We start from the raw sequence: 19921 nt of genomic DNA, 5'->3' as shown, positions 1-19921 counted from the left end.
TCGCGGCCTGCGTGCCGCGACCCACCGGTGTGCCCCACACCGGTCGATGTAGAAGGAGACGGCCACCATGCCGAAGATGAAGACCCACAGCGGAGCCAAGAAGCGCTTCAAGCTCACCGGCTCGGGCAAGGTCAAGCGCCAGCAGGCCAACCGCCGCCACTACCTGGAGCACAAGTCCTCCCGCCTGACCCGCCGCCTCGCGGGCGACCAGATCGTCTCCACCCCGGGCGAGGCCAAGGCCATCAAGCGGATGCTGGGCAAGTAAGCCCTTCTCGCAGACCAGTCAGAAGTTCGCCGCTCCCCGAGCGGCGGTAGAGATGTTCCGGTGAGTGCCGGGACCAGATCGTTAGGAGTACACGCGTGGCACGTGTGAAGCGGGCAGTCAACGCCCACAAGAAGCGTCGGGAAGTTCTGGAGAAGGCGTCGGGCTACCGCGGTCAGCGTTCGCGGCTGTACCGCAAGGCCAAGGAGCAGATGCTCCACTCGTACACCTACTCCTACAACGATCGCCGCAAGAAGAAGGGCGATTTCCGTCGGCTGTGGATCCAGCGCATCAACGCCGCGTCCCGCGCCAACGGCCTGACCTACAACCGCTTCATCCAGGGCCTCAAGGCCGCTGAGGTCGAGGTGGACCGTCGCATGCTGGCCGAGCTGGCCGTGAGCGACGAGAACGCGTTCGCGGCCCTGGTGCAGGTGGCCAAGGACGCCCTGCCGGAGGACACCTCCGCGCCGCGCACCGCCGCCTGAGTGCTGCTGTGACGTTCGTCGAGCGCCTGGAAGACCGGCTGCTGTCCAATCCCCGTGCCGATCGGGTGAGGGACGTGGCCGCGTTGACCAGGCGCTCGACGCGTTCCAAGCGCGGCCTGTTCCGCGCCGAGGGCCCGCAGAACGTGCGGGAGGCGGTGCGGGCCGCGCTCGACGACGACGCGGGGCCCAGCCGCTGGGCACCCGCCCTGGACGCCGTGTACGTCACGCGCCAGGAGCTCGAACGCCACCCGGGTATCGCGGCGGACCTGGAGGCCCTGGAGTCCCGGAGGGGCGTGTTCCTGCGGATGGTCACCCCCGAGGTGCTCGGCGCCATGACGGATGCCGTGACGCCCCAGGGGATGCTCGCGGTGTGCCGGATCCCCGAGGTCACGCTGCAGGACGCGCTCGCGGACACGCGCCTGGTGTGCGTCCTGGCACGGGTGCAGGACCCCGGCAACGCCGGGACCGTGGTGCGCGCCGCCGATGCCGCGGGCGCCGATGCCGTGGTGCTCTCCGAGGGCAGCGTGGACCCGTACAACCCCAAGGCCGTGCGCTCCACGGCCGGATCCCTCTTCCACCTCCCCGTGCTCACGGGGGTGGACCTCGTCTCCTTCGTCGCCGCCGCGCGCGAGCGCTCCGTGCAGGTGCTCGCCGCGGACGGTCACGCCCGCGCGAGCGTGGACGAGCTCGCCGACGCCGCCCTGCTGCACTGGGCGGGCACCGCGCCGCACTCCGAGCACGAGGTGCGCCTGGACGGGCCCACGGCCTGGCTGTTCGGCAACGAGGCCCAGGGGCTCTCCGACGCCGAGCTCGAGCTCGCTGACCTGCCCGTGGCCGTGCCCCTGTACGGCCGGGCGGAGTCCCTCAACGTGGGCACCGCGGCCACCGTCTGCCTGTACGCCTCGGCGAGGGCGCAGCGGCGGGCCGGCGGCGTCGTGACCGGACCCGGTACGTCGTGAGCACGGAAGAGCCCCGCACACGGGTGGTCGGTGCCGCGGTGCTGGACGACGCGGCGTGGCCCACCCGCGTGCTCGCGGCCCAGCGCGCCTACCCCGAGTCCCTGCGCGGGCTGTGGGAGTTCCCCGGCGGCAAGCAAGAACCGGGGGAGAGTGTGCGGGACGCCCTGCTCCGGGAGTGCCGCGAGGAGCTCGGCGTTCACTTGGACCTGCTGGCCGAGGTGCCCGCCCCCGGCCCGCACGGCTGGCCGCTCACCGGCTCCGCCGTCATGCGGGTGTTCACCGCGGTGCTGCGCGAACCGTCGGACGGCCCGTCGCTGTCGGACGCGCCGCCGCCGTCGGTCTGCGCCGCGGCGGACACGACGACGCCGGACGCCCACGTTCTGGACGCCCCGGCCCCCTGTGCGCCGCACCTCTCAACCCCGGCTCCCCATACCGCAGCCTCCCCGGTGCGCGCGCTGGAGCAGCGCGTGCGGGACGGGCAGGACCACCTGGACGTCCGGTGGCTGCCGCTGGACGATCCGGCCGCGATCCTGGCGCTCCCGTGGATCCCCGCGGACCTGCCGATCGTGGCCGCACTGCTGGAGATGCTGCGAACGGAGCACGCGTGAGCCACACGACCGCCGAGACCCGGGACGGCACCGATCCGCGGGCGTGGCACGCGCTGTGGGCCATGGTGCTCGGCTTCTTCATGATCCTGGTGGACGCCACCATCGTGTCCACCGCGATCCCCGCGATCACCGCGGGACTGCACACCGACATCTCCGGGGTGCTTTGGGTGACGAGCGGCTACCTGCTGGCCTACGCGGTGCCGCTGCTGATCACGGGGCGGCTCGGGGACCGGCTGGGACCGCGCACGGTGTACCTGTGGGGACTTGCGGTCTTCACGGGGGCGTCCCTGTGGTGCGGCTTCGCCCAGGACATCACGGCCCTCGTGGTGGCCCGGGTGGTGCAGGGGCTGGGGGCTGCGCTGATGTCCCCGCAGACGATGACCGTGATCACCCGGATGTTCCCGGTGGCCACCCGTGGCACGGCCCTGGGCATCTGGGGTGCCACCGCGGGGATCGCAACCCTCGTGGGGCCGCTGCTCGGCGGGATCCTGGTGGACCTCGCGGGGTGGCGCTGGATCTTCTGGGTCAACGTGCCCGTGGGGATCTTCGCCCTGTGGCGCGCCGCGGTGCACCTGCCCCGGCTGCCCGTGCGCAGCCACTCCCTGGACCTCGTGGGTGTGGTGCTCTCCGGGCTCGGACTGTTCCTCGTGGTCTTCGGCATCCAGGAGGGCCAGAGCCACGACTGGTCCACCGTGGTGGGTCCCGTGACGATTCCCATGGTCATCGGCGCCGGCGTGCTGATCCTCGTGGCCTTCCTCGCGTGGCAGGCCGTGACGCCCGCCGAACCGCTCGTGCCCCTGCCCCTGTTGCGGCAGCGCAACTTCACCCTGGCCAACGCCGCGATGGCCGCCGTGAGCCTCACCGTGAACTCCATGATCATCCCCGCGATGCTCTACCTGCAGGTCGTGCGCGGGCTGAACCCCACGGTGGCCGCACTGAGCTACGCGCCCATGTCCCTGCTCTCCGCCGTCCTCGCCCCTCTCGTGGGCCGGGCGCTGGGCAAGGTGGCACCGCGGAGCATCGCGCTGCCCGGGATGCTGATCATGGCCGCCGGGCTCGCCGCGTACGCCCTGAGCCTGCGCCCCGGGACCTCCGTGTGGCTGCTGGCTGCGCTGACGCTCGTGATCGGGCTGGGCAGCGCCATGATCTGGTCCCCGGTCTCGCTCACCGCCACCTCAGACCTCGCCCCGGACGTCGTGGGCGCGGGCTCGGGGGTGTTCAACGCCACCCGGCAGGTCTCGGCCGCCGTGGGCAGCGCCATGATGGCCGTGCTCATGCAGGCCCAGCTGGCGGCGAACCTGCCGGCCGGGGCGGCAGGCGGTGACCTCGCCGCGGGCGGCTCGGGGCAGGCCCTGCCGGAGCACCTGCAGCCGGGATTCGCCCTCGCGATGTCCCACTCGCTGCTGCTGCCGGTGGTGGTGCTCGTGCTCGGCGCGGTGGTCACCGCGTTCTTCCGCACCCCCGCTCGCACGCGCCCCGGCCGAACGCGCCCCGGTCGGACGAACCCTGACCGAACCGCTGACTGAACGACTTACCCAGGCGCTGCCCGCGCCCCGCTGACCTCAGCACTGCCCGAACCACCGCCGGCCGAACGGCTGATCCCAGAGGTGCCCGAACCACCGCCGAGCGCACCAGCCCTGGCTGGCGCACCCCCGAGCGGACCGGCCATCCCCGAACCGCCCCCGGCCGGACCAGCGCCGACCGGATTCGCCCCGGCCGCACCCGCGGCGGTGCGCGCGGCAGCGGCGGGTCCGAGGGCGGCGTCGTGGTCCCCGGCGGGCAGGACGCGCGGACGGATCCACTAGACTGACCGTGCCCGTTCGCCCCGGCGGCGGGCACCGCCGTGTCCCGCGGCGAGCGCGCCCCAGGGACACGGAGCACCCCGTCCGCGAGCGCAGGAACGCGAGAAACCATGTCCGAGACCACACCGTCCGCCGCGGTGGACCCCACCGACGAGGCGGCCGTCACCGCCGCCGCCGAGGACGCGCTGAGCGCGATCCGGGCCGCCGCGGATCTGCCCGAGCTCAAGAGCGTCCGGCTTGCGCATGCGGGGGAGAAGTCCCCGCTCGCGCTCGCCAACCGGGCCATCGGCGGTCTGGACAAGACCGCGAAGGCCACCGCCGGCAAGCTCGTGGGCCAGGCCCGCGGCCGCGTGAACAAGGCGGTCGCCGCGCGCACGGCCGAGCTCGAGGAGGAGCGGGACGCCCGGATCCTCGTGGAGGAGGCCGTGGACGTCACGGCGGCCACGCGGCGTCGTCGGCTGGGCGGGCGCCACCCGCTGAACAACCTCATGGACCGCATCGGGGACATCTTCGTGGGCATGGGCTGGGAGATCGCGGAGGGCCCAGAGCTCGAGCACGAGTGGTTCAACTTCGACTCCCTGAACTTCAAGCCGGACCACCCGGCGCGCCAACTGCAGGACACGTTCTTCGTGGACCCGCCGTCCTCGCACCTGGTGCTGCGCACCCACACCTCGCCCGTGCAGATGCGCTCGCTGCTGGAGCGGGAGCTGCCCGTGTACGTGGTGTGCCCCGGCAAGACGTACCGCACGGACGAGCTGGACGCCACGCACACCCCCGTGTTCCACCAGGTGGAGGGCATCGCGGTGGACGAGGGGCTGTCCATGGCGGACCTCAAGGGCACGCTCACGCACTTCGCGCGCACCATGTTCGGGCCGGAGGCCGCCATCCGGCTGCGCCCCAACTACTTCCCCTTCACCGAGCCGTCAGCCGAGCTGGACGTGTGGCACCCCACGGCCAAGGGCGGGCCCCGGTGGATCGAGTGGGGCGGCTGCGGCATGATGCACCCCAACGTGCTGCGCGCCGCGGGCATCGACCCCGAGCGCTACTCCGGCTTCGCGTTCGGCATGGGTATCGAGCGGACCCTGATGTTCCGCAACAACGTCCCGGACATGCACGACATGGTCGAGGGCGACGTCCGTTTCAGCGAGCACTTCGGGATGGAGATCTAGAGCATGCGTATTCCCCTGTCATGGCTGCGCGAGTACGCGCCCGTCCCCGAGGACGCCACCGCCGAGGACGTCCTGGCCACCCTGGTGAAGGTCGGCCTGGAGGAGGAGGACGTCCACCGTCCCACGGACTCCCTGTCCGGGCCCATCGTGGTGGGCCAGGTGCTCACCATGGAACCGGAGACCCACTCCAACGGCAAGACCGTGAACTGGTGCACCGTGCGCGTGGTGCCCGAGGGCCGGGAGCAGACGCTCACCGGCAAGGGCATTGAGCCCTCCGGCGTGCAGGGCATCATCTGCGGCGCCCACAACTTCTCGGTGGGGGACAAGGTGGTCGTCACCCTGCCCGGTGCCGTGCTGCCCGGTGACTTCCGGATCTCCGCGCGCAAGACCTACGGCCACACCTCCGCGGGCATGATCGCCTCCGTGCGTGAGCTCGGCATCGGGGAGGACCACGACGGCATCCTCGTGCTCTCCCGGCTCGGGCTGGACCCCGAGATCGGCTCCGACGCCATGGAGCTGCTGGGCCTCTACGACTCCGCCGCCGAGGTCAACGTGACCCCGGACCGCGGCTACGCGTTCTCGTTGCGCGGCATCGCCCGCGAGTACTGCAACGCCGTGCGCGCCCCGTTCACGGACCCCGTGGCCGAGCTGGCCCCCTCCGTGCCGGCCCCCACGCAGGACGGCTTCCCGGTCTCGATCGACGACGCCGCTCCCATCCACGGCCGCGCCGGTTCCAACCGCTTCGCGGTGCGCGTGGTGGAGGGCGTGGACCCGTCCCTGCCCACCCCGCCGTGGCTGGCATCCCGGCTGCGCCTGGCGGGCATCCGCTCGGTGAGCCTGCCCGTGGACATCTCCAACTACGTGATGCTCGAGTACGGCCAGCCGATCCACACCTACGACGCGGACACGCTGCAGGGCGGGATCACCGTGCGCCGGGCCACGGCGGGCGAGACGCTCACCACGCTGGACGGCAAGAACCGCACGCTGGACACCGAGGACCTCGTGATCGCGGACGAGTCCGGCGCCGTCGGGCTCGCCGGTGTCATAGGTGGCGCCGCCACCGAGGTGAGCGGGTCCACCACCCGGATCCTCGTGGAGGCCGCCCGCTTCGACGAGGTCTCGATCGCCCGCACCGCGCGGCGTCACAAGCTGCCCTCGGAGGCGTCCAAGCGCTACGAGCGCGGTGTGGACCCGCAGCTCGCACCGGTCGCCGCGCAGCGCGTGGTGGACTTGCTGGTCGAGCTGGCGGGCGCCACGGACACCGGCCGCGTCACGGACGTGGACCACACGCAGCCGCCCACGCCCGTCGAGCTGCCCGCGGGCTACCCTGCGGCCCGCGTGGGCGTGGACTACTCGCCGGAGGCGGTCGAGCGCGCGCTGACCGCGATCGGCGCGCAGGTCACGGATACCGCGGACGGCTGGACCGTGACCCCGCCCTCGTGGCGGCCCGACCTGCTCGACAAGGAGGATCTCGTCGAGGAGGTCGCCCGCCTGGACGGCTACGACCGGATCCCGGACCGGCTGCCCGTGGCGCCTCCGGGTCGCGGCTTCACGCGCTCGCAGGCCGCACGACGCCGCGTGGCCACCACGCTCGCGGCCGCCGGCCTCACCGAGGTGCTCAGCTACCCGTTCGTCGCGCAGGCGGACAACGACCTCTGGGGCAGCCCCGAGGGCGCGCACGTGCCCTCGATCAGGCTGGCGAACCCCATCAGCGAGGCCCAGCCCCTGCTGCGCGTCAGCATCCTGCCGGGGCTGCTGGAGGTGCTCAAGCGCAACCAGTCCCGCGGCTTCCGCGACCTGGCGCTCTACGAGATCGGCCACGTGTTCCTCGCCGAGGGCTACACCCCGGACACGCAGCCGGTCCCGCCGCTGGGCGTGCGTCCCATGGGCCCGGACCTCGAACGGCTCCACGCCGCCGTGCCCGCCCAGCCGCGCAAGCTCGCCGCGGTGCTCGCCGGTCACGACGCCGCCGCGGGCCCGTGGGTCACGCCGCGCCGCTGGGACTGGCAGGACGCCCTCGACGTCGCCGAGCTCGCCGCCCGCAGCATGGGCCTGGAGCTCGAGGTGGTCCAGGGCCGCCACGAGGCGTTCCACCCGGGACGCACGGCGCAGCTGCGCACGGCGGACGGCACCGTGGTCGGGGTGGCCGGCGAGCTTCACCCCAAGCTCGTGGCGGCTGAGGGGCTGCCGGAGCGCACGTGCGCCGTGGAGCTGGACCTGACCGCCCTGCTGGAGCGGGAGGCCCCCGTGGTGGTCGCGCAGTCCATCTCGGGCTACCCCGCCGCCACGCAGGACGTCGCCCTGGTGGTGGACCGTGAGGTCTCCGCGGCCGCGCTGCTGGCCACGGTCCGCGACGGCGCGGGGGATCTGCTCGAGTCCGCGGAGGTCTTCGACGTGTACCAGGGCACGGGCATCCCCGAGGGGAAGAAGTCCGTGGCCATCGCCCTGCGCTTCCGTGCCCCGGACCGCACCCTGACCGCGGACGAGGCCTCCGAGGCCCGCGAGGCCGCCGTGGCGGCGGCCCGCGCCGCCCACGGCGCCGAGATCCGCGGCTGACCCTCACCTCCAAGGAGCACCGTGTCCCACGAACTCATCGACTTCCACGAGCAGCAGGACGAGCACGCCCCGAGGTCCCGGGGCTGGCTCATCGTGGCCATGGTGCTGGTGGGCGCGGTGCTCACGGTGGTGCTCGGGCTGCTGAGCGCACTGTCCTTCGACAAGGCCTCCCACCTGCAGGACTGGGCCGGGGAGACCATGGTGGTCTCGGGGACCTACCAGACCCTCACCAAGGACCTCACCACCCAGGACTACAACGGGATCTACGCCGGGGTCATGCCCGGCGGGGACCTCGTGGAGCGCTACCCGTACGACAACCGGCTCAACGACCCCGTCAAGAAGGCCGAGGGGGACCAGATCACGTTCCGGGGCACGCAGTCCGGGGTCCAGGACGGTGACTTCCCCCGCGAGGTGGACGCCCTGCTGGCCGTGCAGGACGGCACGCTCAGGGTCGTGGAGACGGACGCCCCGGGGGCCTACGGCACGGACGGGGTCACGGACTCCACCGTCACGGGTCAGCGGCTCACCGCGGCCGCGTGGGGTGTGGGTGCGCTGCTGTGCGCGGGTCTCACGGTGTGGGGCGTACGGCGGGTCCACCGCGGGGTGCGCCCCGGGGTGTGAACCCCGCGCGGCACGCCGTGAGCTGCCCACGGCTCCCGTGCGTCACCCGTGTGCGCCGGGTGTCCGCCCCCACGCCCTGCGGCACCGCTCACGCCGATGCGCGCCACCCATGTCCCGAGGCACCATCCTCGCCACGAGGCACCGCCTGCGCCCCGAGGTACCACCCATGCCGGGTGTGGGCCTCGTGGCTCACGGGACGAGCACCAGCTTGCCCTGCGTGGCCCGGGACTCGAGATCCCGGTGCGCGTCGGCGGCGTCGGCCAGCGGGTAGCTGCCGCCCACGCGCACGGAGAGCTCCCCGGCCTCCACGGCCTCCACGAGTTCGCCCCAGCGCCAGCTGCGCTCCGCGGCGTCCCGCACGTAGTGGGCCAGGGACGGCCGGGTCACGTAGAGCGAACCGCACGCGTTGAGCCGCTGCAGGTCGAACCGTGGCACCTGCCCCGAGGCGCCGCCGAACAGCACCGTGGTGCCGCGCACGCGCGTGGCCCTCAGGGACTCGTCGAAGGTCGCGCGGCCCACGGAGTCGTAGACCACGTCCGCGCCGCGGCCCCCGGTCAGCTCGCGGACCCGGTCGGCGAAGCCCTCGTACCCCAGCACGTGGTCCGCCCCGAGCTCGCGCGCGGTCGCGGCCTTCTCGGGGGTTGAGGTCAGGGCGATCACGGTGGCGCCGATCCGCTTCATGAGCTGGACGGCCAGGCCACCCACGCCGCCGGACGCGGCCGTGACGACGGCGGTGTGCCCGGCCTCGAGCGGGAACGTGGAGCGCACCAGGTAGTGGGCGGTGAGCCCCTGCAGCGGCAGCGCCGCGGCCGTCTCCGCGGTCATCCGCGCGGGCACGGGCATGGCCTTCTCCGCGGCGATCACCACGTGCTCGGCGTAGGTGGCGGTGGCCTCCGCGGTGGCCACGCGCTGTCCCACCGCGAGCTCCGTGACCTGCTCGCCCACGGCGGTGACCACACCGCACGCCTCGGCCCCGGGAGTGAAGGGGAAGGACACGGGGTAGACCCCGGAGCGCTGGTAGGTCTCGATGAAGTTCACCCCCGTGGCCTCGGTGCGCACCAGGACCTCCCGCGGACCCGGGGTGGGCACGGGGACCTCCCGTGCTCGCAGCACCTCGGGGCCCCCGGCCCGTTCGGCGACGACGGCCTGCATGGTGGTCTCGGTCATGGTGGGTCTCCTTCGCGGGGTGGTCCGACGCCGTTGGGCACCGTGCTCACGGGCGGCGTCGTGCTCGTCGTGCAGGGGAGGGGCGGGGAGGCCCGACCGCTCCGGGCCAGTCTCGTCCCTCGACGCCGGACCGGGCAAGCCTCGGGTCCGGCGAACGCCGAACTGCTCCACCATGAATAACTATTTACTGCTCTGCATAGTCATGCGCTATGCTGGTCGCCATGACCTACACCGCAGCTGTCTCAGGCGCCACCGGCTACGCGGGCGGGGAGGTGCTCCGCCTGCTGTGCGGTCACCCGGAGATCGAGATCGCCACCGTGACCGCCCACTCCTCGGCCGGACGCCGCCTCGGAGAGCTGCAGCCCCACCTGCACGAGCTAGCGGAGCGCGAGGTCGTGGAGACCACCGCCGAGAACCTCGCCGGGCACGACGTCGTCGTCCTCGCCCTGCCGCACGGCCAGTCCGCGGCCGTCGCCGAGCAGCTCGCGCCCGGGACCGTGGTGGTCGACGCCGCGGCGGACCACCGGCTGGAGTCCACCCGGGCGTGGGAGACGTTCTACGGCAGCGGGCACGCGGGCTCCTGGCCGTACGGGCTGCCCGAACTGATCGTGGACCCGAGCGGGAGCAGGCAGCGCGAACGGCTGCCCGGCGCCACGCGGATCGCGGTGCCCGGGTGCTACCCCACGGGCTCCCTGCTCGCGCTGGCTCCGGCGCTCGCGGCCGGGCTGGTGGAGCCGCGGGACATCGTGGTGGTGGCGGCGTCGGGAACCTCGGGCGCCGGTAAGTCCGCCAAGCCGCACCTGCTGGGCGCCGAGACCATGGGCGGGATGTCGCCCTACGGGGTGGGCGGCGGCCACCGGCACACCCCCGAGATCGAGCAGGGGCTGCGCTGGGCCGGGGGGCAGGACGTCACGCTCTCGTTCACCCCCACGCTGGCCCCCATGCCGCGCGGGATCCTCACCACCGCCACCGCGGTGCTGCGCCCCGGGGTGGATGCTGCCCGCGCGCGGCAGGCGTACGAGGACGCCTACGGCGACGAGCCGTTCGTCCACGTGCTGCCGGAGGGGCAGTGGCCGTCCACCAAGTCCGTGCAGGGCTCCAACCACGCCGCGCTGCAGCTCGCGGTGGACCCCCACGCCGGGCGGCTCGTGGTCACCTCGGTGATCGACAACCTGACCAAGGGCACCGCCGGCGGCGCGGTGCAGTCCCTCAACATCGCGCTCGGGCTGCCCGAGACCACGGGGCTCACCGGACAGGGTGTGGCTCCGTGACCCCGCGCCTCGCGGGGCCCTTGGCCGTCCCACGCCGGCCCGCGCAGCGCTGACCCCCGTCTCGCGCCGCTGCCCGTGGCGCCACCCCGACCGTCCCGGCCGCCCGCCGCGACCCATCCGACACCCGTCCGATCAGGAGCCGACACGCAGATGACCTCTCCCACCCTCCCCGAGACCCCGGAGTTCCCCGTGACCACGGACTCCGGTGTGTGCACCTCCGCGGGCTTCACCGCCTCCGGTGTCGAAGCCGGGTTCAAGGCGTCCGGCGGCCCGGACCTCGCGCTCGTGGTCAACACCGGGCCCGAGTTCGCCGCCGCGGCCCAGTTCACCTCCAACCGCGTGGCCGCGGCCCCCGTGCACTGGTCCCGCGAGGTGGTGCGCTCCGGGTCGGTGCGTGCCGTGGTGCTGAACTCCGGCGGGGCGAACGCGTGCACGGGCCCGGAGGGCTTCCAGAACACCCACACCACGGCGGAGCTCGTGGCCGGGGAGCTGGGCATCGGCGCGGGTGACGTGGTGGTGTGCTCCACGGGGCTCATCGGCGAGCAGCTGCCCATGGACGTGGTGCGCCGCGGCGTCCCCGAGGCGGCCCGCGCGCTGGCCGCGGGGCGGGACGCGGGGCTGCGCGCCGCCGAGGCCATCCGCACCACGGACACCGTGTCCAAGCAGGCGAGCGCCTCCGGCTCCGGGTGGAGCGTGGGCGGCATGGCCAAGGGCGCGGGAATGCTCGCGCCGGGGCTGGCCACCATGCTCGTGGTGCTCACCACGGACGCCGTGATGACCCCGGACGCCCTCGACGCCGCCCTGCGGGAGGCCTGCCGGGTGACCTTCAACCGCACGGACTCCGACGGCTGCATGTCCACCAACGACACCGTGGTGCTGATGTCCTCCGGTGCGTCCGGCACGGCCGCGCAGCAGGGGGAGTTCACCCGGGCCCTGACCGCGGTGTGCCACAGCCTCGCCCAGCAGCTCATCACGGACGCCGAGGGCGCGTCCCACGACATCGCCATCACCACGGTGGGCGCGGCCACCGAGACGGAGGCCGAGGACGTCTCCCGCACGGTGGCGCGCTCCACCCTGCTCAAGACGGCGGTGTTCGGCAACGACCCCAACTGGGGCCGGGTGCTCTCTGCGGTGGGCACCACCCGGGCCCAGTTCGACCCGGACCGGATTGACGTCAGCATCAACGGCGTCACGGTGTGCCGCAACGGCGGCATCGGCGACCCGCGCGAGGGCGTGGACCTCGCGGCGTCGCGCGCGGTGGACATCGAGATCGACCTCAAGACCGGGGACGCCCGCGCCACCGTGTGGACCAACGACCTCACCCACGACTACGTCGAGGAGAACAGCGCCTACTCGAGCTAGCGCGCCCACCATGTCACGTCTCAGCGATAACACCCGGTACGAAACGGCCCGCTCCAAGGCGGAGACCCTCATGGAGGCCCTGCCGTGGATCCAGCGCTACGCGGGCTCCACCATGGTCTTCAAATACGGCGGCAACGCCATGGTCAACGACCAGCTGCGCCGCGCGTTCGCGGAGGACATCGTCTTCCTGCGCCACGTGGGCATCCGCCCCGTGGTGGTCCACGGCGGCGGCCCGCAGATCAGCACCATGCTGGAGTCCCTGAACATCCACTCGGAGTTCCGGGACGGACTGCGCGTCACGTCCGAGGAGGCCGTGAACGTGATCCGTATGGTCCTGACGGGCCAGGTCGGTCGCGAGCTCGTGGGCCTGATCAACGCCCACGGCCCGTACGCGGTGGGCATGTCCGGGGAGGACGCCGGGCTGCTGCAGGCGCGCCGCGTCCGCACGGGGTCCGACGGCGCCCCGCTGGACCTCGGTCTCGTGGGCACCGTCACGCGCGTCAACACCGCCGCGGTCGAGCAGCTGTTGGACATCGGCAAGATCCCCGTGATCGCCTCGATCGCGCCCGAGCTCGCGGAGCAGGACGACGACGCCGCGGGGCGCGGTGCGCTCACGGGCCAGGTGCTCAACGTCAACGCGGACACGGCTGCCGCGGAGGTCGCGGTGGCCCTGGGGGCGGAGAAGTTCGTGGCGCTCACGGACGTCGAGGGGCTCTACGCCAACTGGCCGGACCGCTCCTCGCTGATCTCCTCGCTCACGGCCTCGGAGCTGCGGGACATGCTGCCCTCGCTGGAGTCGGGGATGATCCCCAAGATGCGGGCCGCGCTGCGGGCTGTCGAGGGCGGGGTGCCGCGCGCGAGCGTCGTGGACGGGCGCTGCGAGCACTCGTCGCTGCTGGAGATCTTCACGGACACGGGCATCGGCACCGAGGTCACACCGGACGGGGAGGAGCGGTCATGAGCCACCAGGACGATTTGCTGGGGCAGTACAGGGAGAACCTTGCGGGGGTGTTCGGGGACCCCGCGCTCGTGCTCGTCTCGGGGGAGGGCGCCCACGTCACGGACGCGGACGGCAGGCGGTACCTCGACCTGCTCGCGGGCATCGCCGTCAACGCCCTGGGCCACGCCCACCCCGCGTGGGTGCGGGCGGTGACCGAGCAGGCCGCCACCCTGGCCCACGTCTCCAACCTCTTCACGACCCCGGGCGGCATCGCGCTGGCCCGCAAGCTCCTGGAGGTCACGCAGGCCCCCGAGGGCTCGCACGTGTTCTTCGCCAACTCGGGCTCCGAGGCCAACGAGGCCGCGTTCAAGCTCGCCCGCCGCCACGGACGGGAGCACCCGGACGCCCGGGGCCGGCCGCGGGAACGGGTGATCGCCCTGGAGCACGCGTTCCACGGCCGCACCATGGGCTCGCTCGCCCTCACGGCCAAGGAGGCCTACCGCGCACCGTTTGAGCCGCTGCCCGGAGGGGTCAGCCACGTCCCGGCCACGGTCGAGGCCCTCGAGGCCGAGCTCGACGACACCGTGGCCGCGGTGTTCGTGGAACCCGTCCAGGGCGAGGCCGGCGTCCGGGGGCTGCCCGAGGGCTTCCTCGCGCGAGCCCGGGAGCTGACCCGCGAGCGCGGGGCCCTGCTCGTGGTGGACGAGGTGCAGTCCGGGATGGGCCGCACGGGGTCGTGGCTCGCGAGCTCCGCGCAGCTTCCCGCCGGGCAGTTCCCGGACGCCGTGACCCTGGCCAAGGGCCTCGGCGGCGGCTTCCCGGTCGGGGCGCTGCTCACGGCCGGGCCCGAGGTCTCGGGACTGCTCGGGGCGGGCCAGCACGGCACCACGTTCGGCGGCAACCCCCTCGCCGCGGCCGCGGGGCTGGCCACCCTCACGGCCATCGAGGACGAGGGTCTGCTCGAGAACGCGCGTCGCGTGGGTGAGCGCCTCGCCCGGCAGCTGCGCGCGGTGCCCGGCGTCATCGAGGTGCGCCAGTACGGATTGCTGATCGGCGTGGACCTCGAGCAGCGCGGCGACGACGACGCCGTGGCCCAGCGGCTCGTGTCCGCGGCCCGGGACGCCGGGTTCATCGTCAACGCCACCGGACCGGCCACCATCCGGCTCGCCCCGCCGCTGGTGGTCACCGAGGAGCAGACGGACACGTTCACCGCCGCGCTGCCGGGGCTGCTGCGCTCCGTCCGCGGCACCTGAGACCCCGCGTGCGGGGCCCGCCACTGCGGCCCCTGCACCGAACCTGTTCAGCTCGAGCGCCGGAGCCCCGGCGACCACCCACCCGGCCCCCACGGGGACCGCACCCGCCACCGAAGGAGAACCCCGCGTGCTACGTCACTTCCTGGTCGACACGGACCTCTCGCCCGAGGAGCAGGGGGAGGTGCTGGAGCTCGCCCTCGCCCTGAAGAAGGACCGCTTCTCCCGCCGCCCGCTCGCGGGCCCGCAGACGGTGGGGGTGATCTTCGACAAGACCTCCACCCGCACCCGGGTCTCGTTCGCCACCGGGGTCAGCGACCTCGGCGGCAGCCCCCTGATCATCAACCCGGGGGAGTCGCAGCTGGGGCACAAGGAGACCGTGGCGGACAGCGCCCGGGTGCTCTCGCGCATGCTCGCGGCGGTCGTGTGGCGCACGTACGCGCAGTCCGGGCTGGAGGAAATGGCCGAGCACAGCACCGTGCCGGTGGTCAACGCCCTCACGGACGACTACCACCCGTGCCAGATCCTCGCGGACCTGCTCACGCTCACCGAGCACTTCGGGTCCGTGGCGGGGCGCAGCCTCGCGTACGTGGGGGACGCCGCGAACAACATGGCCAACTCCTACCTGCTGGGCTGCGCGACCGCGGGCATGCACGTGCGCGTCGCCGGCCCGGAGGGGTTCCTGCCCCGCGAGGACGTCGTGACCGCCGCGGCCGAGCGCGCGGCGGCCACGGGCGGATCCGTGCTCGTGACCACCGAGGCGCGCGAGGCGCTCGCGGGCGCGGACGCCGTCGTGACCGACACGTGGGTGTCCATGGGCCAGGAGAGCGAGAAGGCCGAGCGCGCCGAGATCTTCCGGCCGTACTCCGTGAGCGCCGAGGCCATGGCGCTCGCGGCGGAGCACGCCGTGTTCCTGCACTGCCTGCCGGCCTACCGCGGGCTGGAGGTGGCCGCCGAGGTCATCGACGGCCCCGCGTCCCTCGTGTGGGACGAGGCGGAGAACCGGCTGCACGCCCAGAAGGCCCTGCTGACCTTCCTGCTGGACTCCTCGGGGCTGTCCGCGGACCTGCCGGCGGCCCTGCGCCGGGAGGGCTCCCGATGAGCATCCCCACCACCAAGACCGCGCGCCAGGCCCGCATCCTGGACCTCGTCACGGGCGGTGACATCCACTCGCAGGCCGAGCTCGCGGAGCTGCTGGCCGCGGACGGCATCCAGGTCACCCAGGCCACCCTGTCCCGGGACCTCGTGGAGCTCGAGGCGGTGCGGGTGCGCTCACCGCGCGGCGGCATGGTCTACGCGATCCCCCTCGCGGGAGCGGACCGCGCCCCGGCCAGCGGGATCACCCGCGAGAGCACCGAGGCCAAGCTCGCCGCGCTGTGCCGCGAGCTGCTGGTCACGGCGGAGGGCAGCGCCAACCTCGTGCTGCTGCGCACGCCCCCGGGGGCCGCGCAGTACTTCGCGTCGGCCATCGACCACTCGGTCTCCCCCGAGATCCTGGGCACGATCGCCGGGGACGACACCATCATGGTCGTCAGCCGGGACCCTCAGGGCGGGGAGCAGCTCGCGCGGAAGTTCCTGGACCTCGCCCGCTGAGTGTGCCCGCGCGGCACCCGACGCCGCCCGCCCGCCCGCCGACGATGCCGCCCGCGTGCCGTCCGCGCAGCACCCTGTGGCGCCGCCCGGCGGCGTCGGGGTGGCGCCCCACGACGCCGCCCGTGTGCGACACCCGCCGACGACGCCGCCCGCGCGCGGCGGGCGCCCGTTCCGCCTCGCGGGGCCGGCACCCCAACCCGGGGCAGGCGGGTGCCGTGCACCCGGTTCAGCCCTCGCGCGTGCCGTAGCTCTCGAGCAGCGGCAGCAGGTGCTCCTGGCCGAAGACGCGGGCCACGTCCTGCGCGTGCTGGTGGCCCGTGGCCTGGCCCGCCCCCGCTTCGAGCAGGGCACGAGCAATGGGCTCGTTGCCGCGGAACACCGCGCAGACCAGGGCCGTGAAGCCCATGTCGCTCACGCGCTCGGTGTCGGCGCCGTGGGCGAGCAGCATGGCCACCGTCTCCTCGCGCTCCAGGTACGCCGCCAGGTTCAGCAGGGTGTCCCCCTTGCTGTTGGTGAGGTTGACCGGCACCCCGGCCTCGATCGCGGAGCTCAGCAGCTGGGTGTCGCCGTTGCGGGCGGCGTCGAACAGGGACGAGACGTAGGCCAGCTCCGCCTCGGTGAACTGGGGGCTCTGCGCGTCGCTGTGCTGATCGGTCACGGGGGATCCTCCTTTGCGGGGCCACGGCCGGTGGCCCGGGCACGAATGGTCGGGGTGCGGTGTGCCGGTGCCGCGCGGCGGACGGGGCTCGTCGCGGTCGGCGCTGTCCAGTGTCCCACGGGGAATCGGGGCGGGGTCGAGGTTTGACTCAAATATCCGATACGGGCAGTATCACGTGTTAGAACTCACACTGTCTTCTGGAGGATCCATGACCAATCTGGCCACCCTGCTCACCACCTCGGCCGCTCAGTACACGTCCGATCCCGCGATCATCCTCGACGAGCTGCACATGAGCTACGGGCAGCTGGACGAGCTCTCCGCCCGCGGGGCGGCACTGCTCAAGGCCAACGGCATCCGCCCGGGGGACCGCGTGGCCCTGGTGCTGCCCAACGTGCCCCACATGGCCGTGCTGTACTACGCGATCCTGCGCGCCGGCGGCATCGTGGTTCCGCTCAACCCCCTGCTCACGCCCCGTGAGCTGAGCTACCACTTCCAGGACTCCGGGTGCTCCTTCGTGCTTGCGTGGGAGGACATGGCCGAGGCCAGCCAGAAGGCGGCCGAGGAGATCGAGGGCCTCAACGTGCTGCCCATCAGCGCCCGCGGCACGGTGGAGCGTCTCCAGGGCGTGGATCCCGACCGCGACGTCGTGGAGCGCCAGGACTCGGACACGGCGGTGCTGCTCTACACGTCCGGGACCACCGGGCGCCCCAAGGGTGCGGAGCTGACCCACCACAACCTGCTCACCAACGCCGAGGTCGCCGGTGAGGTGTTCAACCTGCACCACGGGGACGTGATGTTCGGCGGGTTGCCCTTCTTCCACGTGTTCGGCCAGACCGTGGCGCTCAACGGCGTGATCTGCAGCGGCGCGGCCGTGACCCTGCTGCCCCGCTTCCACCCGGGCAAGGCCCTGGAGATCCTGCGCCGCGACGGCGTCACGATCTTCGCGGGGGTCCCCACCATGTACGTGGCCCTGCTGCACCAGGCGAACCAGGATCCGCAGGCCGTCGAGGGCGTGGACCTGCGCGCCGGCGTCTCCGGCGGTTCCCCCATGCCCGTGGAGGTCATGGCCAAGTTCGAGAAGGTCTTCGGCACCACCGTGTTCGAGGGCTACGGGCTGTCGGAGACCTCGCCGGTGGTGTGCTTCAACCAGCCGGGCAACGAGCGCAAGCCCGGCTCGATCGGCACGGCCGTGCGCGGCGCCGAGCTGCGCGTGGTGGACGGGGACGACCAGCAGGTCCCCACCAACGAGGTCGGCGAGCTCGTGGTGCGCGGGCAGTACGTGATGAAGGGCTACTGGAACAAGCCCGAGGCCACCGAGGGCGCCATGCGCGGCGGCTGGTTCCACACCGGTGACATGGCCCGCGAGGACGAGGACGGCGCGTTCTTCATCGTGGACCGCAAGAAGGACATGATCCTGCGCGGCGGCTACAACGTGTACCCCCGCGAGGTGGAGGAGGCCATCTACCAGTTCCCCGGCGTGGTGGAGGCCGCGGTGGTGGGTGTCCCGAGCGAGAAGCACGGCGAGGAGGTCGGCGCCGTGGTGGTCTTCGAGTCCGGGGTCCTCGAGTCGAAGGGCCGCGAGGCGCTCACGCAGGAGCTGGACGCGTTCGTCCAGGAACGGGTGGCCAAGTACAAGTACCCCCGGATCTACCGCGTCACGGACGAGCTGCCCAAGGGCCCCACGGGCAAGATCCTCAAGCGCGAACTGACCCTCGATGCATAAATACTGATTGCTGTGTATAGTCATGCATGAGCCGCGGGGCACTCCCGCGCAGTCAGCGTCGTAGAGCAGTTGTGGAGGGAAGCACCGTGAGTGATCGCGTGGTATTGGCCTACTCGGGTGGACTGGACACGTCCGTGGCCATCGGGTGGATCGGTGAGGCCACCGGTGCCGAGGTCGTGGCCGTGGCCGTGGACGTCGGGCAGGGTGGCGAGGACCTGGAGACCATCCGCCAGCGCGCCCTGGACTGCGGTGCCGTGGAGGCCTACGTGGCCGACGCCCGGGACGAGTTCGCGAGCGAGTACTGCATGCCCGCGCTGCAGGCCAACGGCCTGTACATGGACTCCTACCCGCTGGTCTCCGCGGTCTCCCGCCCCGTGATCGTCAAGCACCTGGTGGCGGCGGCCAAGAAGTTCGGCGCCACCACGGTGGCCCACGGCTGCACGGGCAAGGGCAACGACCAGGTGCGCTTCGAGGTGGGCATCCAGACCCTCGGCCCGGAGCTCAAGTGCATCGCCCCGGTGCGCGACCTCGCGCTGACCCGCGAGAAGGCCATCACCTACGCGGAGCAGAACGACCTGCCGATCGAGACCACCAAGAAGAACCCGTTCTCGATCGACCAGAACGTGTGGGGCCGCGCGGTGGAGACGGGCTTCCTGGAGGACATCTGGAACGCCCCCACCAAGGACGTCTACGACTACACGGACGACCCCACCTTCCCGCCCGCCGCGGACGAGGTCGTGATCACCTTCGAGAAGGGCATCCCCGTAGCCCTGGACGGCAAGCCCGTCACCCCGCTGCAGGCCATCCAGGAGATGAACCGCCGCGCCGGGGCGCAGGGCGTGGGCCGGATCGACATCGTGGAGGACCGCCTCGTGGGTATCAAGTCCCGCGAGATCTACGAGGCACCCGGCGCCATGGCACTGATCGCCGCGCACCGGGAGCTCGAGAACGTCACGATCGAGCGCGAGCAGGCCCGGTTCAAGAAGACCGTGGGCCAGCGCTGGACGGAGCTCGTGTACGACGGCCAGTGGTTCTCCCCGCTGAAGAAGTCCCTGGACGTGTTCATCCAGGACACCCAGACCTACGTCAACGGCGACATCCGCATGGAGCTGCACGCCGGGCGGGCGACGGTGACCGGTCGCCGCTCGAACACCGGGCTGTACGACTTCAACCTGGCCACGTACGACGAGGGCGACTCGTTCGACCAGTCCAATGCCCGCGGCTTCATCGAGCTGTTCGGCATGTCGTCCAAGGTCGCCTCCCGCCGCGAGCAAGGGCTCGCCGGGAACTGACACCCACCGGCCGCGCCCGCGCGGCCCCACCGCCCGAGGGCGGCCCCGGACGGCCGGGCTCCTAGACTGGAGCCCGGCCGTTCACCGCGCCGGGCGGCGTCGTCCCCGGCCCCCGCAGGGTCACCGCACGAGCCACCCGGTCCCGCAGGGGACGCCGCACGCGGCGCCCGGCCCACGCACCATCCAGCACACGTCACCGAGGA

The 19921-nt window shown here is 72.7% G+C and carries 18 protein-coding genes; 16 read left to right on the top strand and 2 right to left on the bottom strand.

Annotated elements, in window-relative coordinates; translation table 11 throughout:
- Positions 1-67 precede the first annotated feature (67 nt).
- The 8 genes from rpmI (at position 68) to KRH_RS07675 (ending at position 8462) form a co-directional block, all read left to right on the top strand.
- Positions 68-265, top strand: coding sequence for a 50S ribosomal protein L35 (rpmI, locus tag KRH_RS07710; RefSeq protein WP_012398634.1), 198 nt, complete (start codon positions 68-70; stop codon positions 263-265).
- A 95-nt stretch (positions 266-360) separates the two neighbouring features.
- On the top strand, positions 361-747 hold the full coding sequence (gene rplT / locus KRH_RS07705; protein ID WP_012398633.1) for a 50S ribosomal protein L20: 387 nt from the start codon (positions 361-363) through the stop codon (positions 745-747).
- An 8-nt stretch (positions 748-755) separates the two neighbouring features.
- Positions 756-1706 (top strand): TrmH family RNA methyltransferase, encoded by a 951-nt coding sequence (locus KRH_RS07700; RefSeq protein WP_012398632.1) that lies wholly within the window; start codon positions 756-758, stop codon positions 1704-1706.
- The gene (locus KRH_RS07695) at positions 1703-2314 is read left to right on the top strand and encodes an NUDIX domain-containing protein (protein ID WP_012398631.1); all 612 of its coding nucleotides are present in this window, start codon (positions 1703-1705) and stop codon (positions 2312-2314) included. The genes KRH_RS07700 and KRH_RS07695 overlap by 4 nt, the downstream gene beginning before the upstream one ends.
- Positions 2311-3840, top strand: coding sequence for a DHA2 family efflux MFS transporter permease subunit (locus KRH_RS07690; RefSeq protein WP_012398630.1), 1530 nt, complete (start codon positions 2311-2313; stop codon positions 3838-3840). The genes KRH_RS07695 and KRH_RS07690 overlap by 4 nt, the downstream gene beginning before the upstream one ends.
- Positions 3841-4226: 386 nt before the next feature.
- Positions 4227-5285: a phenylalanine--tRNA ligase subunit alpha gene (gene pheS / locus KRH_RS07685; protein ID WP_012398629.1), complete on the top strand. Its 1059-nt coding sequence runs from the start codon at positions 4227-4229 to the stop codon at positions 5283-5285.
- Positions 5286-5288: 3 nt separating this feature from the next.
- Entirely contained in the window at positions 5289-7841 is a 2553-nt protein-coding gene (gene pheT, locus KRH_RS07680; protein WP_012398628.1) for a phenylalanine--tRNA ligase subunit beta, read from the top strand.
- A 21-nt stretch (positions 7842-7862) separates the two neighbouring features.
- Positions 7863-8462: a hypothetical protein gene (locus KRH_RS07675; protein WP_012398627.1), complete on the top strand. Its 600-nt coding sequence runs from the start codon at positions 7863-7865 to the stop codon at positions 8460-8462.
- Between the two features lie 189 nt (positions 8463-8651).
- Here KRH_RS07675 and KRH_RS07670 read toward each other — a convergent pair whose 3' ends face one another.
- Positions 8652-9629, bottom strand: a complete 978-nt coding sequence (locus tag KRH_RS07670; protein ID WP_012398626.1) for a quinone oxidoreductase family protein — start codon at positions 9627-9629, stop codon at positions 8652-8654.
- 221 nt (positions 9630-9850) lie between these two features.
- Here KRH_RS07670 and argC point away from each other — a divergent pair, with 221 nt between their 5' ends.
- The 6 genes from argC to KRH_RS07640 all read left to right on the top strand — a co-directional run bounded on the left by argC (position 9851) and on the right by KRH_RS07640 (position 16045).
- Positions 9851-10900 carry an N-acetyl-gamma-glutamyl-phosphate reductase gene (gene argC, locus KRH_RS07665; RefSeq protein ID WP_041297645.1) on the top strand — a complete coding sequence of 350 codons (1050 nt, stop codon included), beginning with the start codon at positions 9851-9853 and terminating at the stop codon, positions 10898-10900.
- 150 nt (positions 10901-11050) lie between these two features.
- On the top strand, positions 11051-12262 hold the full coding sequence (argJ, locus tag KRH_RS07660) for a bifunctional glutamate N-acetyltransferase/amino-acid acetyltransferase ArgJ (protein ID WP_012398624.1): 1212 nt from the start codon (positions 11051-11053) through the stop codon (positions 12260-12262).
- Between the two features lie 10 nt (positions 12263-12272).
- A complete protein-coding gene (gene argB, locus KRH_RS07655; RefSeq protein WP_012398623.1) occupies positions 12273-13223 on the top strand; it encodes an acetylglutamate kinase in 951 nt (316 codons plus the stop codon).
- A complete protein-coding gene (locus KRH_RS07650) occupies positions 13220-14455 on the top strand; it encodes an acetylornithine transaminase (protein ID WP_012398622.1) in 1236 nt (411 codons plus the stop codon). The genes argB and KRH_RS07650 overlap by 4 nt, the downstream gene beginning before the upstream one ends.
- A 127-nt stretch (positions 14456-14582) precedes the next feature.
- On the top strand, positions 14583-15554 hold the full coding sequence (gene argF, locus KRH_RS07645; protein ID WP_012398621.1) for an ornithine carbamoyltransferase: 972 nt from the start codon (positions 14583-14585) through the stop codon (positions 15552-15554).
- Positions 15551-16045, top strand: coding sequence for an arginine repressor (locus tag KRH_RS07640; RefSeq protein WP_012398620.1), 495 nt, complete (start codon positions 15551-15553; stop codon positions 16043-16045). The genes argF and KRH_RS07640 overlap by 4 nt, the downstream gene beginning before the upstream one ends.
- Positions 16046-16271: 226 nt before the next feature.
- On the opposite strand, the gene KRH_RS07635 is transcribed toward KRH_RS07640, so the two are convergent.
- Complete coding sequence (locus KRH_RS07635) at positions 16272-16703, bottom strand: ankyrin repeat domain-containing protein (protein WP_012398619.1); 432 nt, start codon at positions 16701-16703, stop codon at positions 16272-16274.
- 208 nt (positions 16704-16911) lie between these two features.
- Between KRH_RS07635 and KRH_RS07630 the strand changes: the two genes are divergently transcribed.
- Together KRH_RS07630 and KRH_RS07625 are read left to right on the top strand one after the other, a co-directional pair.
- Positions 16912-18426, top strand: a complete 1515-nt coding sequence (locus KRH_RS07630; protein WP_012398618.1) for a long-chain-fatty-acid--CoA ligase — start codon at positions 16912-16914, stop codon at positions 18424-18426.
- 86 nt (positions 18427-18512) lie between these two features.
- A complete protein-coding gene (locus tag KRH_RS07625) occupies positions 18513-19718 on the top strand; it encodes an argininosuccinate synthase (protein ID WP_012398617.1) in 1206 nt (401 codons plus the stop codon).
- Positions 19719-19921: the final 203 nt, after the last annotated feature.

The sequence above is a fragment of the Kocuria rhizophila DC2201 genome (assembly GCF_000010285.1).
GTDB lineage: Bacteria > Actinomycetota > Actinomycetes > Actinomycetales > Micrococcaceae > Kocuria > Kocuria rhizophila_A.
The sequence above is the reverse complement of the archived record's forward strand: the minus strand, read 5'-3'. Positions and strand labels throughout refer to the sequence as shown.